Here is a 15,775-nt window from a genome sequence, read left to right on the forward strand (position 1 = left end):
TACGCAGTCTCAGCATCCGATTTTAGGTTGAGAGCGATCAGTACGTTGGAGCAATAATTTACCACTAATGGCTATGGAATCAGCAAAGTTTTTCTATACCATGTTCACTTGCAACCTGAAGCGGGAACCATATTTAGAATAGCCTTTTGAGTAAAATCGCTAATTGAGTAATGGCTGAAAACCTCTCACCCGCTCCTCCCTTTTGTTCTTGCAAACTCCAACCCAACTAAGATGCAACATTTAGCTTCTCTGGTGTGCGAGTTTAGTAGTTTCCTGCTTACTTGTCTGATTTCCACCCCCGTCCTCGCTCAAATTGTTCCCGACCGCACACTTCCAGTAAATTCCCAGGTCACTCCTGGCTGCACAATTTGTACTATCGACGGGGGCACAATCCGGGGCGTGAATTTATTTCACAGTTTCCGCGAGTTTTCCATTCCCACGGGCGGCGAGGCGTTTTTCAATAATTCGGCATCGATTCAAAATATCTTAACGCGGGTGACTGGAACCAATTTTTCCAGTATTGATGGGCTGATTCGTGCCAATGGGATTGCCAATCTGTTTTTGATCAATCCCAACGGGATTATTTTTGGTTCCAATGCCCAGTTAAACATCGGCGGTTCCTTTGTTGCCAGCACTGCCAGCAGTTTCAAGTTTTCTAATGGCAGTGAGTTCAGCGCCATGCGTCCCCAAGCACCACCGCTACTAACCATCAACGTGCCATTAGGATTGCAAAGGGGCAGCATTCCACCTGATTCTACGATTGTTAATCGGGGGAATCTTACTGCCGGACAAGACCTGACTTTGGAAGCGAGCCACCTCGATTTGCAAGGGCAACTGGTGGCAGGCAGAGATGTCACCTTGAACGCTCAAAAGACGGTACAAATTCGGGATGCCGTTACCACTCCGTTTATCGCCAGTGCAGGCAGAGACTTAACGATTCAAGGGAATCAGGGCGTTGATATTTTTACCTTGAATCATCTCCAATCCCGGTTTCAGAGCTTCGGCAAATTGAGTTTAGTCAGCAATGGCACGATTTCAGGTGATGCCCATTTTTTCAGTGGAGGTGAATTTCAAATCCGCAGTCAATCAGGACAACCCGCCCGTTTCACCAGTTTGTATGATCCAATTATTAGCAGCACGGGCGATGTGGATATTGCAGGTGGATATACGGGTGCGTCTCTGCTAATTGAGTCATTAGGCAATGTGCAGATTCAGGGAAATGTGACGATTACTGCCCCTGATACCGTTTCCACGTTTGTGAGGCGCGATGCCATTTTGGGTGCTCGTCCGGGGTTGATCATCCGCTCTGGGCAAACCAATTTGGTGTATGGCGGCAACAATCAAAACAGTCCGCCTGCCTATACAACAGGCACGGTTTCTAGTGGCATCACGCTCTTGGGCAATGTAGGGGTGCAACCGTTTAATAACGTTGGGGGAGTCGTTAGCCTGGTTGCTGGCACTGGAGCTATTAACGTTGCCAGTATCAACGTATCCAATCCAACTGGGGGAGATGGGGGGACGATCGCTCTCTCTACCAACAATGGCAACCTCACCACCAATGGTGCCTTGTCCTCATACTCGTCATCAAATAGTGGCAATAGTGGCAATGGCGGCGCGATCGCTCTCTCTACCAACAATGGCAACCTCATCACCAATGGTGCCTTGTCCTCATACTCGTCATCAAATAGTGGCAATAGTGGCAATGGCGGCGCGATCGCCCTTTCTACCGACAATGGTGACCTCACCACTAATGGTGCCTTGTCCTCATACTCGTCATCAAACAGTGGCAATAGTGGCAATGGCGGCGCGATCGCCCTTTCTACCGACAATGGTGACCTCACCAACAATGGCTTCTTGAACTCATTCTCATACTCAGTCAGTGGTAACAGTGGCAATGGCGCGACGATCGCCTTTTCTACCAACAATGGCGACCTCACCAACAATGGTAGCTTGAACTCATACTCATACTCAGACAGTGGTAACAGTGGCAATGGCGCGATGATCGCCTTTTCTACCGACAATGGCGACCTCACCAACAATGGTAGCTTGACCTCAGTCTCAATCTCACTTCGGGGCAATAGTGGTAATGGCGGCGCGATCGCCCTCTCAACCACCAACGGCGACCTCACCAACAATAATGACAGTGACTTGTCCTCATACTCGTTAGCAAACATGGGCAATAGTGGTAATGGTGGCGCGATCGCCCTCTCAACAACCAACGGCAACCTCACCAATAATAGCGATTTGTCCTCATTGTCGTACTCAATAACTGGCAATAGTGGCAATGGCGGCGCGATCGCTCTTTCTGCACAGAATGGGAATATTATTGGAGAGGGAAGTAGCCTATATACCTTTTCAGTTGCGCCCCAAGGAACCGCAAACACTGGCGGAAATGTCACATTAGACGCAAAAAACCAGGTGTCTGGACTGCAAATACTGACGGCATCTTCCTCTGCACAGGCAGGGGCAGTTGCGGTGAATGGGCAGGCAGATTTAGCGCTCGCCGATACCGTAATTTTGACCGATAAACAGGTGACATTAGACACCCCATTTACAGGGAAAATTACAATTCCGGTTAGTGGAACAGGGCGATCGGGCGATGTCAACATTACCAGCGATGGGAATCTTACTCTCACCAATAGCCGGATTGAAAGCGACACCAAAGGCAGCGACCCCGCTGGAAATATCACCCTCACCAGCCCTGGACTGGCGACGTTCAACCAGAGTCAAATTCTCAGCAGCACCAGCAATAGCGGTAATGCGGGGAATATTACCGTCACCACTGGGCAGGGCATCAGCCTCACCAACGGTAGCAGTCTTTCTGCCATCACCAGCAGTGCTGGTAAAGCGGGCAACATTACCCTCAACAGCCCCACCGTTCTCGTTACTGGAGACGCCCAGATTACCGCGGCCACTCAAAGCAGTGGGCAGGGTGGCACTATCACCGTGAACGCGCCCACAACCGTGAACATCGCACAAGTGCAAGGCGCTGCCCCCGTCCTTTCGGTAGCAGCCACCGATGCAGGCAAAGCTGGGGATATTATAATCAATACCCCCAGTGTCAATTTGTCCGATAACGCCCGCATTGTTGCCACAGCAAGCGCCACGGCAACTAATACCGAAGGTGGTGGCAGCATTACTCTCAATGCCTCCCAAATGAATCTGGCGGGTATCGTTGGAGTGTTTGCCGATACCCAAGGACAAGCTCCGGCTGGCACGTTGCGGCTCAATCCCTATGCCAATGACCCGACTTTAAATGTATTTCTCGCGCCTCAATCCCAAATCTCTGCGTCCACCAATGGCAGTGGCAAGGGCGGCGACTTGATTCTCACTGCTCCAGACACGATTACCCTGACAGGGGCAGGCAAGTTAACTGCCGAAACTAGCAGCAGTGGCAATGCTGGAAATATTAGTGTAACCACTCGGCAATTTACTATTAATGGGGGGATGGAACTATCTGCTTCCACCTCTGCCAGTGGCAACGCCGGAAATTTGACTATTGCTGCCGATCGCGTCAACTTGAGTCAGGGAGCGCGGGTATCTTCTAATACGAATAGCAGTGGAGCCGCAGGGGATATTAGATTAAACCTAACTGACCAATTAACTCTCAATGGTGCTGGTACTGGACTATTCGCCACCACCACTGCGGGTTCTACGGGCAAGGGCGGCAACATCACAGTGGGGGCAAAAACAGCTTTGTTCCAGGATGAGGCGGCGATCGCAGTAGGGAGTTTAGGCAGTGGTGCAGGGGGCAATATCAACCTCACCACAGGACAACTGACCCTTAACAATGGGGTGGAACTATCTGCTTCCACCTCTGGCAGTGGCAACGCCGGAAATTTGACTATTGCTGCCGATCGCGTCAACTTGAGTCAGGGAGCGCGGGTATCTTCTAATACGAATAGCAGTGGAGCCGCAGGGGATATTAGATTAAACCTAACTGACCAATTAACTCTCAATGGTGCTGGTACTGGACTATTCGCCACCACCACTGCGGGTTCTACGGGCAAGGGCGGCAACATCACAGTGGGGGCAAAAACAGCTTTGTTCCAGGATGAGGCGGCGATCGCAGTAGGGAGTTTAGGCAGTGGTGCAGGCGGGGATATTTCGGTTGCAGCCAATCAAATCACCCTTGATAAGAACGCATCGCTCACTGCCGAAACTGCCAGCACTCAAGGGGGCAACATTACCCTGGATGTACGCGATCTATTGTTGCTACGGCGCAATAGCTTGATTTCTACTACCGCAGGCACTGCTCAAACGGGGGGCGATGGTGGCAACATTACGATCAATATCCCCAATGGGTTCATCATCGGCGTGCTGTCTGAGGACAGTGATATTCGCGCCAATGCCTTTACTGGGAATGGCGGCAAGATCCGCATTACTTCTCAGGGCATCTTTGGACTCCAGTTTCAGCCGCAAAACACGCCCAATAGTGACATTACCGCCAGTTCACAATTTGGTGTGAGCGGGACGGTGCAGATTAATAATCTGGGTGTAGATCCAAGTGCTGGAGTCGTGCAACTGCCTGTGAATTTCGTAGACGCTAGTCAACAGATTGCGACAGGGTGCAATGCTCAAGGCAGTAGTTTTGTGGCCACGGGACGAGGGGTTGCCGCCCAACCCAAACGAATGGGTAGGGAACGATCGCCCCTGGAACGACATTCGTGATGTCTCTGAATTTCAAGGGCAAGGTAAACCTATCGCTCACACCCTATACCCCATAATTCCACATTCCGCCATCATCGAAGCAACTGGATTCATTCGCACAGCAACCGGAGAAATTGAACTGATAGCCCAGCCTGCATCTGGAAATACTGGGGTTGGCCATGTTCCCGTTACCTGTGCGAACGCTAAACCATAATACAGATCGCAAAATCTGACCAATTATAATATCAAGCACCAGCTAGATGCTTTCGAGCTAGGGCTTTTATTTTTATGTCCATAGCCGATATGCAATCATCTGTCAAGCGCGATGGCGTACACGCCCGCTTTATAGCGATCGCAGTGGGGAATTTATCCGATTGTTAAAGCTGGTTCTTTACAAAAGTTAAATAGGGCTGACTCAGTTTCTGATTCATCTTCAAATACAGCAGAGATGTACCATTCACAGGGGGAACCATTCGTATATTCAGCCCAAGCAATTGTTGCTGTTTCACCTGATGGAATCCCTGACTCACCCAAGCTAAATGAAGCCCACTCTTGATCATCGACAGATACCCACAACTCTGTAATTGCCAGTTCGGTTTTATTGGTAACGGTAAAGGTGAATAGGTCTGACATAAATAGCCTTTTAACAATAAATAAATTGCAGATTGTCAGTCACAGATCATACTGGCACTTTTTTAAAGCATTTGTGATCTTAACTGTCTGAATCTATGCTCAGAGAAGGGTTGAAGTTTTTTTAGCTCAAGTTAAATTTATCAAAGAGGATTAAAAATCTCACCGACTGATATGAGTCTATTGAGATAGCCAATTCATCCAACAGCGGATTTAGGTCGCGGTTCTCATTAAACCTCGACAATACAGCACATCCCCAATGTCACTAAATTTTGAGGCAATGTATTTTTTACTGAGTAGAGTAGTTGAGAGCGATCGCCTTAAACATACTACAAACCGGAAATCGCAAAATCTGAGCGATTCTGTCTTAGACAGTTTTGCGTAAAAGCGTAGCGTTTTTAATGCATCTTGACGCATTGGCATTGCATCTTGACGCATTAACATTGTATCGGGATGCATTGGCATTGCAGAGGGACGGATTGGCATTGCAAGGTATTGCCTTTCATTAATTCGCTAGGAATTAATGAAATATGAGCTGTACTTAGTACAGCTCATATTTCATTAACTGACAGGGCAGCGTTCCGTTGTACACTGCAATTCGTTGGGATGATTTTAGTCCAATTGATTGAGACAGTTCCTTGTTACCACTTAGCACAAATGCAGTCCAGCCTTTGAAGCGTTGTTTCAATACATCGCCCAAAAGTTTGTAAAATGCCCCCAAGTCGCTATCTCGCCCCAGCCGTTCGCCATAGGGTGGATTGCAGAATAAAACCCCACTGTCTGCGGGGGCGACAACATCGGCAAGCTCCATTTGAGAAAACCATACATGGTTATCAACGCCACACTTTTGAGCATTGTTAATCGCCTGCTCAATCACATTTTCATCGCGATCGCTTCCCCAAATAGGCGCAGTTAGGGTATCCAGTTGGCTGTCCCTAGCTTCTTGGAGCAGCTTCTCTAAAAGGGACAGATCAAAATCGAGCCAAGTTTCAAATCCAAAGCGACCTGCTAAAGCAGCGCTTGCGCGAACGCGAAACAGTCCTGGTGCTATGTTAAGTGCCTTTAAGCTAGCTTCCAGCGGTAAGGTGCCAGACCCACAGAGAGGGTCGTAGAACATTTGGTCTGGCTGCCAGCCCGAAAGTTGAATCAGGGCAGCAGCCAGAGATTCCTTTAGAGGGGCTGATCCAACCGCAGGGCGGTAGCCTCGGCGGTGCAGACTATTTCCAGAACTGTCGAGTTTGACGGTACAACAGTCGCGATCAATATGAACATTGATCCGCACATCTGGTGCTTGCAGCTCTACATTTGAACGCTCACCCAGATTTGACTGCTGCTGGTCAATGATCGCATTTTTGACCTGGAGGGCCGTGAAGTGAGTATGGTTGAGGCGATCGTTTTTGCCTGTGGTATTCACCGCCAGCGTCATGTCTGGCGTCAAATAGTTTAGCCAATCGATGGTCTGAATGCCACGATAGAGATCCTTGGCATCTTCGCAAGGAAACTCATGTAGCTTCACCAAGATTCGGAACGGCAGCCTCGCCCAGAGGTTGACCCGATAGAGCAGGGTGCGATCGCCCTCAAAGGCTACACCGCAAAACCCTGGCTCCACGGAATGGGCACCCAGTTGCTCTAACTCCTGAGCCGCAAGGGTTTCTAATCCGCGAGCAACCGTTGCAAAATACTGATTCATCCTCTAATCCAAAGCATTGTCTTCACTGCTGACCCATTGACGTACTTTATTAACTCATATCTTGTATCCTATTAATTACTAATTCGTAATTCGTAATTAACAGGATACAGAGCAAGCACCAAAATCTCCGATTTGGTGGTCAACAAGACAGTGGAGGGTACAAAACAAGTACTGATAGCGCAGCGTTAGCGAGTCCGCGAGCGTCTTACAATTACGAATTATGTAGCTTGCGCCAGAGGCGAGTATTATCAATTACGAATTACTTTGACATTCTCTCTCGTTAAGTCTGCGATCATAACGTTAGTAGGATACAACGAATTAAGTAACTCAGGATAACAAGCTCTAGACAAACAAAATCAGGGCTGAGTAAGGACACTGCAAATATTTGTTGAAATAGATTATATTTTTTCAATTTAAGTACTATCTTAAATCAATTAATCCTGCTAGTATCAAGCTGAAATAGTATTCATGCACTTTGCAATACAACCCATTAATTAAAATAGTCAGAGGAATAAACTATGACTCTAGTATCTGATATTGTTCTGCTACAAGACTTAACAGCGTCAACTTATGACCAATTGGTCGAGCTAAAAGCCGTACTTCCGGCGACAGTAAATCGTTTAACCAACCCCATTTTAGGAGGTATCTTTGGTAATGACCTGAAATTTGGTATTGCCTCTTTCAAAGATAAGCCAATTCCGCCTTTTGGGGGTTACGCTGACTATGTATATCAAGCAGAAGTCCCTTTGACAAATAATGTAACAACAGTTAAAGACAAAATCTTTGGCTTTGAAGCTTTTGGTGGCAATGATCGGCGTGAATCACAATTAGACGCACTTTTGTACACAGCTTTAGATAGCGGTGGCAGCCTCGGTTACAGAGTCGGTTCATTTCGTGTTGTTTTTATAGCCACTGATAGTAATTATCACGTTGCCGGCGATCGTGCAGCAGTTAGTCCAAGTGATACTATTGCCAATAATGGAGATGGTGTAATTGATCCTTATGAAGATTATCCAAAGATTGGACAAGTAAAAACTGCGCTAGAAGCAAATAACATTATTCCAATTTTTCTAGTTACGAGTGATGTTGTAGCCGATTACCAGGGACTAGTTAGCAAGCTTGGTCGAGGTGGTGTACTGACTCTTGGTTCTAATAGTGAGAATATTGCTGATACCATAAAAGAGGCAATTGCTCGATCCAGAAATGTGATAAGTACTGATGTTGCTACCACAAATGGAGACGATAACTTTAATAAGGGGGATTTTTCGCCTGGCGATCAGGTTATTTTTGCTGGGGGCGGTGATGACAATATTTCACTTTCTGGTGTTGCTGGCAACCATTACATTGATGGGGGGGCTGGTTCTGACATCCTTTTTGGTGGATCTGGTGCGGACAAAATAGATGGGGGTAGTGATGACGACAACCTCCTGGGGGGCAACGGTGATGATATTCTCTTTGGCAGTAATGGAAACGATATTCTGATCGGTGACAACGGCAACGATTACCTACAGGGAGATAGTGGGGACGACATCTTAATAGGAGGCACAGGTTCAGATAAGTTTGCATTTGCAACAGGATCAAAGTTTGATATTAGGGAACTCGGAGTTGATACTATTAATGACTTCACTCCTGATCAAGACAAGATCCAACTATCGAAAAATACCTTTACCGCTCTCAAGAACTCAGTCTTCCCAACTGCATTAAATTCCGCAGACTTTGCCACAGTGACGACCGATAGTTTAGCAGCAGTTAGTAGTGCGAAAATTGTTTACAATAGCGTTAATGGTAGTCTTTTTTATAACCCCAATGGTTCAGCGGATAGTTTTGCTGATATTAATTCGGGGGGTAAATTTGCACAATTGGGTGCTACCTCTTTTCCGGCTCTAACTACTGCTAGTTTTGAGGTAGTTTTATGATTGATTTAGTTTAATTTTCAACTTCACACAAGAGACTTCCAAGGAATAAAGTAGTCAGTGCTTGGTAATGATAATCATTGGAGAGTGTGGTGAGTCAGTGTTGCACCACAGGCCCCACACACCCCTGCTATAGCCAATACGCTTCGGTTAAGGCTATGGAGTAGCTAATAACAAAGAAAACAGGAGGCTGTCACCAGGGGCAAACTAAACGGTATAGTTTCAATGTGGCTCAAGTCCTTGCTCATCGCTCTACTTACCTCAATGGCTTACTGTCTGCTTGAGCCACCTGAAAAGTGAGATCCTCCCAGACAAACGAATTGAACTGAGATTAATCTATAATTTTCTAAAATCAATTATTGTCTGACGATAAGCATCTGGTAATCCTGTATCAAAACACTTGCCTTTAACAACATATCCTGTCATTCCCTCTTCCTGACGCAATCTTTCCAGACAAGATGTTAACTGAAATTCACCTTGTTCCCGGAAATTTTGGTTGATGTATTCTGCTAGAAAGTCAAAAATTTTCGGCGTTAGTAAATATAAGCCAAATATACCTAAAAACTCATTTTCTGACATTCCCTCTACACGCAAATGCTGTTGTGCATAATCAATAGTAGGCTTTTCATAGAGTTGTGTAACTTCCAGAATCGAGTTTAAATCTTGCCAAACTCCTGTTACACACCCAGCTTTATGAATAATCTCTGCTGGGATTGTAGTTAAACCCACAACGCTTTGATTAACTTGTTTGTCAACATCTAAAATTTGACTAGCACAAGATTTGTCGGTGTCAGATGCGTAAATGTGGTCGCCCAACATGAGCAAAAATGGCTCATTTTGTACCCAATCTTTGGCACAAAATACTGCATGACCGTAGCCTAATTGCTCCTCTTGCAATAAGATGGTAATTTTGCTACCTAATTCTTCAAGATATCGGCTATATTCTTGATTTTGCGGTGAAAGTTTCTCTAAAAGTTCTTTTTTGGGTGGATTTTTCAATAAATTTTCAAATATTTCTTTATCGTCCGGCTGCACTATGATCGCTACTTCTGTAATTCCAGCACTAATTGCCTCTTCAATAATTGCGAGAATGACAGGTTTGGCCCTACCATCTTGATCAATAATCGGGAAAAGTTCTTTTTTCACAACTTTAGTAGCTGGAAACAAACGAGTACCGAAACCAGCTACTGGAATCACAGCTTTTCTAACCTGATTTTTTAGCATAACCAGTTGATCACCCTAACTTCTCAAACAACTTTGCCAACACCACATTAGAAAACAAAAACCCTTGAGGATCACTCAAACGCAACCTTCCCTCTCCAACTTCTACCCAACTTTTCTCAAAATAGGATCGCAAACACCTACAAATTTCCTCTACCTTCTCTTCCCCAAATACTTCCGCCAACGCCACCAAACTTACACCCTCTGCCAAACGCAACCCTAACATTAACGTTTCTAACAATACTTCTTCTGGGGGAGTCAGATTACAATCAATCACACCACCAGCTTGCACCCACTTGTAATACTCTCTAGTTTTACGCGGACGAGTGAAGCGTTTTCCCTCAACATAACTCGCCGCACCCATGCCAAAGCCATAGTAAGGGCGGTTTTCCCAATAAACCCGATTATGCCGACACTGATGACCCGGTTGGGCATAATTGGAAATTTCATAATGCTCATAACCTGCATCAGTCAAAACTTGCTGCCCCATCTGGTACATTTTGACTGTGGCTTCATCCGTGGGCAAAGGAGTATCACCAGGTTTGTAGTAACGACCAAAGGCTGTACCTGGTTCGATGGTAAGATCATAGATGGAAATGTGAGTAGGTACAAGCCCGATCGCTTTTGTTAGAGAATCCTGCCATTGATCCAAAGACTGATGCGGCAACCCGGAAATTAAGTCTAAGCTAAATTCTGGAATCTCAACTTGGTGGATTAGTTCCACAGCGGCAAAAATATCTTCAACTGAATGCGATCGCCCCGCCGTTTGCAATAATTCTTCTTGAAAGGCTTGTACACCCAAACTTACCCTGTTCACGCCTGCATTGCGATAGCCTGCTATATGTGCTAAATCAAAGGTGGCTGGGTCTATTTCCATAGAAATTTCTGCCCCAGGCGCAATACCAAAACGCTTCTCTAGTTCTGTGAGTATACGTTGTAGCTGCTCTATTGATAGCAACGAAGGAGTACCACCACCGAAGAAAATTGTCTTCAGGGGTTGACCAAATGCTGGTGTAATGGCAATTTCTTGACATAGCACCTCAACATATTGGGAGATAGTACCAGATGTTTCGCCCCGCAAGCGATCGCCCACAACAGACACTGGGAAATCACAATAAAAACACCGCCGTCTGCAAAAGGGAATATGCACATAAGCAGAACTCGCGATTCCAGAAATATTAAATTTTTGACTCATTTTGAGAAAAGTTTTAAGTTAATCCAACTGCGAATTAGAGACAATGAAAATGAGTTGTTTATTTACAAGTTTTTGTCGTTTTACAACGAAACAATGAAAAATATTAAGATAAAAGCCTTTCGTTATAATAATTGCAGATATTGTCCTACTAAACCTTTAGTGTAAGTCAATATTGATTAGTTTATCTTACCGATGAAATAAAAAATACTTAATATCGGTTACCACAGTTGCAGGAAACAAGACAACCATGCTTGACGCCATTATCGTTTTCTCATTTATCCTAGCAGCGTCGGGAATAGGGTTCTACAGCATTGAACTACTACCCAATGGCACGCTAGATCAGGTAACAAATGTTGAAGCTTTACGCTTAGTTGTTGCCGTGTTTGCCGCTATTATTGGTGGTGCGATCGGGCTGAGTTTCCAGACGACATATCGTCGCCTAGAATCACAAGTCAAAGAAATGCCACTCGAAGTGATCTTAACTCGTGCCATTGGCTTAGTGATTGGGCTATTACTAGCTAACCTGATGCTAGCCCCACTATTTTTGCTACCTATACCGGCAGATTTTGGATTTATTAAGCCACTAGTGGCAGTTGTCGGTAGTATTATCCTCTCTGTCACTGGTATGAATTTGGCAGACACCCACGGGCGAGGTTTATTGCGGTTTATTAATCCCAACACTGTCGAATCGATGGTTGTGGAAGGAACGCTAAAACCAGCCAATACCAAAGTTTTAGACACCAGTTGCATTATCGATGGTCGCATTGAAGCCTTACTAGAAACAGGGTTTTTAGAAGGGCAAATTCTCGTGCCGCAGTTTGTCTTGCAAGAACTCCAACAAGTAGCGGATGCTAGCAAAGACCAAAAACGGGTGCGGGGAAGGCGAGGACTAGAAATTCTCAACCGCATTAAGGAAGATTACCCTGATCGCATCGTGATTAATGCAGTTGACTATGAAGATATTCCCACAGTGGATGCGAAGTTAGTGCGCTTCGCCCAAGAAATCAGCGGTACATTGCTAACCAACGACTACAACTTGTCTAAAGTCGCTAGTGTTCAGAAAGTACCTGTTTTGAATGTGAATGATTTAGTCAATGCCGTCCGTCCCAGTTATTTACCTGGTGACAACCTAGATTTGAAAATTCTCAAGGAAGGCAAAGAACCAAGTCAAGGTATTGGCTACCTAGATGACGGTACAATGGTTGTTGTTGAAGAAGGTAGCAGTTATGTGGGTGGTGAACTGCGAGTAGTAGTCACCAGTGCTTTACAAACTACAGCAGGAAGAATGATTTTTGCCAAACCTCAAGCTTCCGCATTGGCGTGAGGGAAATATCCGGTGCAATTAAATATAAATTGTGCGAACGGTGCAGGTTAACTGCACCGATTTTGTATAGGGTGAAATATGAAGAGGGTAAAAAGTGGATTTTTGTTTGTTCTGAATGTTGAACTTATGTCAGTGAAAACAACCCATTTTATGTTGACTGTGGGACGTGTAAAGCTCAGAAAAAGCGATAAGTACTCAATTTATATCGCATTTACGTATAATTCAAACTTGTTTTATATTCTTATTTCAGTTTCAGCCTTTTTTGTACCTTTATCCACCAGTCAGACTCACGTGAAATTAAGAAATGTAAATAATACTTGCTAGCCGAGCAACCATCTAAATTTTAAAGTGTAATAATTATAAAAATATTGTCTCAAGTAGAGGTAAATATGACTTTTATGAAAATTGCTGGAATTTTTCAAACAAAAGAACAAACTAAAAAATTTTTACAAAGCTTACCTGGTGAATTTTATGCTGCTTATATGTTCACAGCAAATCAAGATTTATTATTGGCATTAAAAAATAAAATGTTTGTATTTGATATTTATGAAAATGAACATATAATTGTAATTGAAGTGATAGAAACTCAACTACTTAAAATTCAAGCTTTGCTGAAAGAAGCGAAAGGTCGATACGTTACACCAGAAGCTTTAAGTTATTTGCCGATAGCAAATCTATAATTAACCTAAAAGGCTAATGCCTGAAGTATATTGAGACTGAAATATTGCACCAATCCCAACAACCACCTCAGAATTCATTCTGAGGCTAATAGCTAAGGTGTTCTTTAGAAGACTGAATAAGGGTTTTAGTCCACTTGAGTGGACTTCGGAAATGTCCGGTGCAATTAAATATAAATTGTGCAATCGGTGCAGGTTGACTGCACCGATTATTTATTGGGAATCACCAGACTCAGTTACCTGTAAATACTGTAACTGCTCAATTGATAACCCTGTAACTCTTGCTACCTGCTCTAATGGCATACCAGTATTAACTAGATTTATTGCCACTTCAAGTAAAGCTTCAGCTTTGCCTTCAGCTTTGCCTTCAGCTTTGCCTTCTTCTAAAATATCTTGATAAATCACTGACTCGCGCATAATATCTGACCTCAAAACTCGTCTGCTAACCTCTTTGTCTAATACTAAACCAGCTAAAATCGCCGTGGAAGCAGCAATATTACTTTGATTTCTTGATTCTGTCATACTATTAATTTCCCGTGCAACTTGGTTAAGCACGGCTTCTGGATCAATTGTACTACTCAAAACCGCAAAGGGTAACAGTCCAGACGTTCTCAGAAATAATTCGGTTGGTTGTTCCCAAAGTCTGATAACAGCAAATTCATGGCGTGTTCTAGAAATTGTAAATGTATTTTGCTGCACCAAATTTGAATTTGTCTGCTTGAGGTAAATTACAACTTGATGCATTGCTTTGTCTGGAAAACGGCGATATACTCGCAACCGATAGTCAATCATCCGAAAAGGAATTTCCGCATCCACTTGGGTTTGAAATTCCAAATGTAATATGCTTTGCTCCGACTGTAGGAGAATTAGGGCATCAGCGCGAATGGGTTCGAGAGATGATTCTTTTGGACTTAGTTCTGTGAAAGTAATGGGTTCGCCTAATAACCAAGTGGCGAAGTCGCTGGAGAAATTTTCAGCTAAAAATTTGCAGATATTGTCAAACATTTGAGAATTTTACCAAATAGCTCGCTAATTTGCTATTTATCTGCAATTATTTGCTCCAAACATTTATATATTCTAATTTTCATAAATCTCTAACGGCAAATTGTCTGGATCTTTAAAAAAAGTAAATTTCTTACCTGTAATTTCGTCAATTCTGATATTTTCTGTTTCGACACCTTGTGAATTTAAGTAAAAAATAGTTTCCTCTATATCATCAACTTTAAAAGCAAGATGTCTTAAACCACAAGCTTCTGGACTACTAAATCGTTGCGGAGGATTTTGGAAAGAAAATAACTCAACTTGAGCATTTTCTCCAACTCGTAAATCTAATTTATAAGAATTTCTCTCGGCACGAAAAGTCTCTTGAATAATCGAAAAGCCTAAAACTTCTACATAAAATTTTTTGGAGCGATCGTAGTCAGAACAAATAATGGCTACATGATGAATGCCAGTAGTTTTCATGTGTACTTCTCAAGCTACCAATCATTTACTTCAGCAGTTTTAGCAGAGTTTTGCTAGTTTTTGCAAGACAAGGGCTTTAGATAGGGAATCTAGATTTTAGCAATACCACATTTACCAGCATTGAAAGCTAAAGCTAAGGTTAAGCTTTAACCTTTTTATTACTCTGAGTTCATCAAGCACCTGTGTTGCAGCCTGACGGATAGAAATGACCCTAATTGGTAAGAACTGCGCTAGGATTTTCCAGAATTAGAAGATGAAAATATTCAGCAAGCCTTAATTTTTGCATCGTCCAAGTAGGACGATCGCATCATTGAACTACCTAACCGCTATGAAACTGTTGCCCCGTCAGGGATTAGCACTCTCCGCAACAGCAAGGAGCAGCCGTTACGGTTGAGCCAAGCCGTATTTGTATCCATCCTTTAGCGTTGTTGCCTGATGTTTAATCTTTTGCATATTTAACTTAAATTTATATTCAATCAGCAAAAAGGCATATTGCTTTTTCAAAACTTCATATTCAATCAGCAAAAAGGCATATTGCTTACTCAAAATGCTTGATTGCTTTCTCAAACCCCAGTTTGCTTTCTCATTTCAGTAGATTTAGCAAGCAAAAAGAGATATTGCTTTCTCAAACCCCAGTTTGCTTTCTCATTTCGGTAGATTTAGCAAGTAAAAAGAGATATTGCTTTTTCATTTCGGTAGATTTAGCAAGCAAAAAGAGATATTGCTTTCTCAAACCCCAGTTTGCTTTTTCATTTCGGTAGATTTAGCAAGCAAAAAGAGATACTGCTTGCTCAAACCCGTAGCTAAAGGCGGGCTGTCCGGCGCACCCCACAAAATTAGATAATTTATTTGTTGGAAATCCCAAAGATGGAGCCAATAATCTTAATTAAGTAAAACGGTGTGGAAAAACAAAACTATAGTTAACGCGATGTGCGACTTAATATTCTGACCTCTCTCCAAACCTTTCTCCTAAAAGGAGAGAGGCTTTGATTTTTGCTCCCCAACGCTACA

The 15,775-nt window shown here is 43.7% G+C and carries 13 protein-coding genes; 5 read left to right on the forward strand and 8 right to left on the reverse strand.

Going from position 1 to position 15,775, the window contains the following annotated elements; genetic code table 11:
• The first annotated feature begins 231 nt into the window (after positions 1-231).
• Positions 232-4,671 (forward strand): beta strand repeat-containing protein, encoded by a 4,440-nt coding sequence (locus V7K85_RS33610; protein WP_334820604.1) that lies wholly within the window; start codon positions 232-234, stop codon positions 4,669-4,671.
• Positions 4,613-4,864, forward strand: a complete 252-nt coding sequence (locus V7K85_RS33615) for a hypothetical protein (RefSeq protein WP_334820606.1) — start codon at positions 4,613-4,615, stop codon at positions 4,862-4,864. The genes V7K85_RS33610 and V7K85_RS33615 overlap by 59 nt, the downstream gene beginning before the upstream one ends.
• 152 nt (positions 4,865-5,016) lie before the next feature.
• On the opposite strand, the gene V7K85_RS33620 is transcribed toward V7K85_RS33615, so the two are convergent.
• The 3 genes from V7K85_RS33620 to V7K85_RS33630 form a co-directional block, all read right to left on the reverse strand.
• A complete protein-coding gene (locus V7K85_RS33620; RefSeq protein WP_334820607.1) occupies positions 5,017-5,283 on the reverse strand; it encodes a hypothetical protein in 267 nt (88 codons plus the stop codon).
• Between the two features lie 210 nt (positions 5,284-5,493).
• On the reverse strand, positions 5,494-5,766 hold the full coding sequence (locus V7K85_RS33625; RefSeq protein ID WP_334820609.1) for a hypothetical protein: 273 nt from the start codon (positions 5,764-5,766) through the stop codon (positions 5,494-5,496).
• A gap of 55 nt (positions 5,767-5,821) precedes the next feature.
• The gene (locus tag V7K85_RS33630) at positions 5,822-6,970 is read right to left on the reverse strand and encodes a THUMP domain-containing class I SAM-dependent RNA methyltransferase (RefSeq protein WP_334820611.1); all 1,149 of its coding nucleotides are present in this window, start codon (positions 6,968-6,970) and stop codon (positions 5,822-5,824) included.
• A 518-nt stretch (positions 6,971-7,488) separates the two neighbouring features.
• Here V7K85_RS33630 and V7K85_RS33635 point away from each other — a divergent pair.
• Positions 7,489-8,886 carry a hypothetical protein gene (locus tag V7K85_RS33635; RefSeq protein WP_334820613.1) on the forward strand — a complete coding sequence of 466 codons (1,398 nt, stop codon included), beginning with the start codon at positions 7,489-7,491 and terminating at the stop codon, positions 8,884-8,886.
• A gap of 333 nt (positions 8,887-9,219) precedes the next feature.
• Here V7K85_RS33635 and V7K85_RS33640 read toward each other — a convergent pair whose 3' ends face one another.
• Both V7K85_RS33640 and hemW read right to left on the reverse strand, forming a co-directional pair.
• On the reverse strand, positions 9,220-10,107 hold the full coding sequence (locus tag V7K85_RS33640) for a UTP--glucose-1-phosphate uridylyltransferase (protein WP_334820615.1): 888 nt from the start codon (positions 10,105-10,107) through the stop codon (positions 9,220-9,222).
• A 10-nt stretch (positions 10,108-10,117) separates the two neighbouring features.
• Positions 10,118-11,299, reverse strand: coding sequence for a radical SAM family heme chaperone HemW (hemW, locus tag V7K85_RS33645; protein WP_334820617.1), 1,182 nt, complete (start codon positions 11,297-11,299; stop codon positions 10,118-10,120).
• A 247-nt stretch (positions 11,300-11,546) separates the two neighbouring features.
• Between hemW and V7K85_RS33650 the strand changes: the two genes are divergently transcribed.
• The gene (locus V7K85_RS33650; RefSeq protein ID WP_334820619.1) at positions 11,547-12,623 is read left to right on the forward strand and encodes a PIN/TRAM domain-containing protein; all 1,077 of its coding nucleotides are present in this window, start codon (positions 11,547-11,549) and stop codon (positions 12,621-12,623) included.
• A 368-nt stretch (positions 12,624-12,991) separates the two neighbouring features.
• Positions 12,992-13,303 (forward strand): hypothetical protein, encoded by a 312-nt coding sequence (locus V7K85_RS33655; protein WP_334820621.1) that lies wholly within the window; start codon positions 12,992-12,994, stop codon positions 13,301-13,303.
• A gap of 210 nt (positions 13,304-13,513) precedes the next feature.
• Here V7K85_RS33655 and V7K85_RS33660 read toward each other — a convergent pair whose 3' ends face one another.
• The 3 genes from V7K85_RS33660 to V7K85_RS33670 all read right to left on the reverse strand — a co-directional run bounded on the left by V7K85_RS33660 (position 13,514) and on the right by V7K85_RS33670 (position 15,310).
• On the reverse strand, positions 13,514-14,305 hold the full coding sequence (locus V7K85_RS33660; protein ID WP_334820623.1) for an Rpn family recombination-promoting nuclease/putative transposase: 792 nt from the start codon (positions 14,303-14,305) through the stop codon (positions 13,514-13,516).
• Between the two features lie 72 nt (positions 14,306-14,377).
• Positions 14,378-14,764, reverse strand: coding sequence for an SMU1112c/YaeR family gloxylase I-like metalloprotein (gene gloA2, locus V7K85_RS33665; protein ID WP_334820625.1), 387 nt, complete (start codon positions 14,762-14,764; stop codon positions 14,378-14,380).
• 384 nt (positions 14,765-15,148) lie between these two features.
• Positions 15,149-15,310, reverse strand: coding sequence for a hypothetical protein (locus V7K85_RS33670; RefSeq protein ID WP_334820627.1), 162 nt, complete (start codon positions 15,308-15,310; stop codon positions 15,149-15,151).
• Positions 15,311-15,775 lie beyond the last annotated feature (465 nt).

Origin of the sequence: Nostoc sp. (genome assembly GCF_036917615.1) — a bacterium.
In the GTDB taxonomy this organism is placed as follows: domain Bacteria; phylum Cyanobacteriota; class Cyanobacteriia; order Cyanobacteriales; family Nostocaceae; genus Nostoc.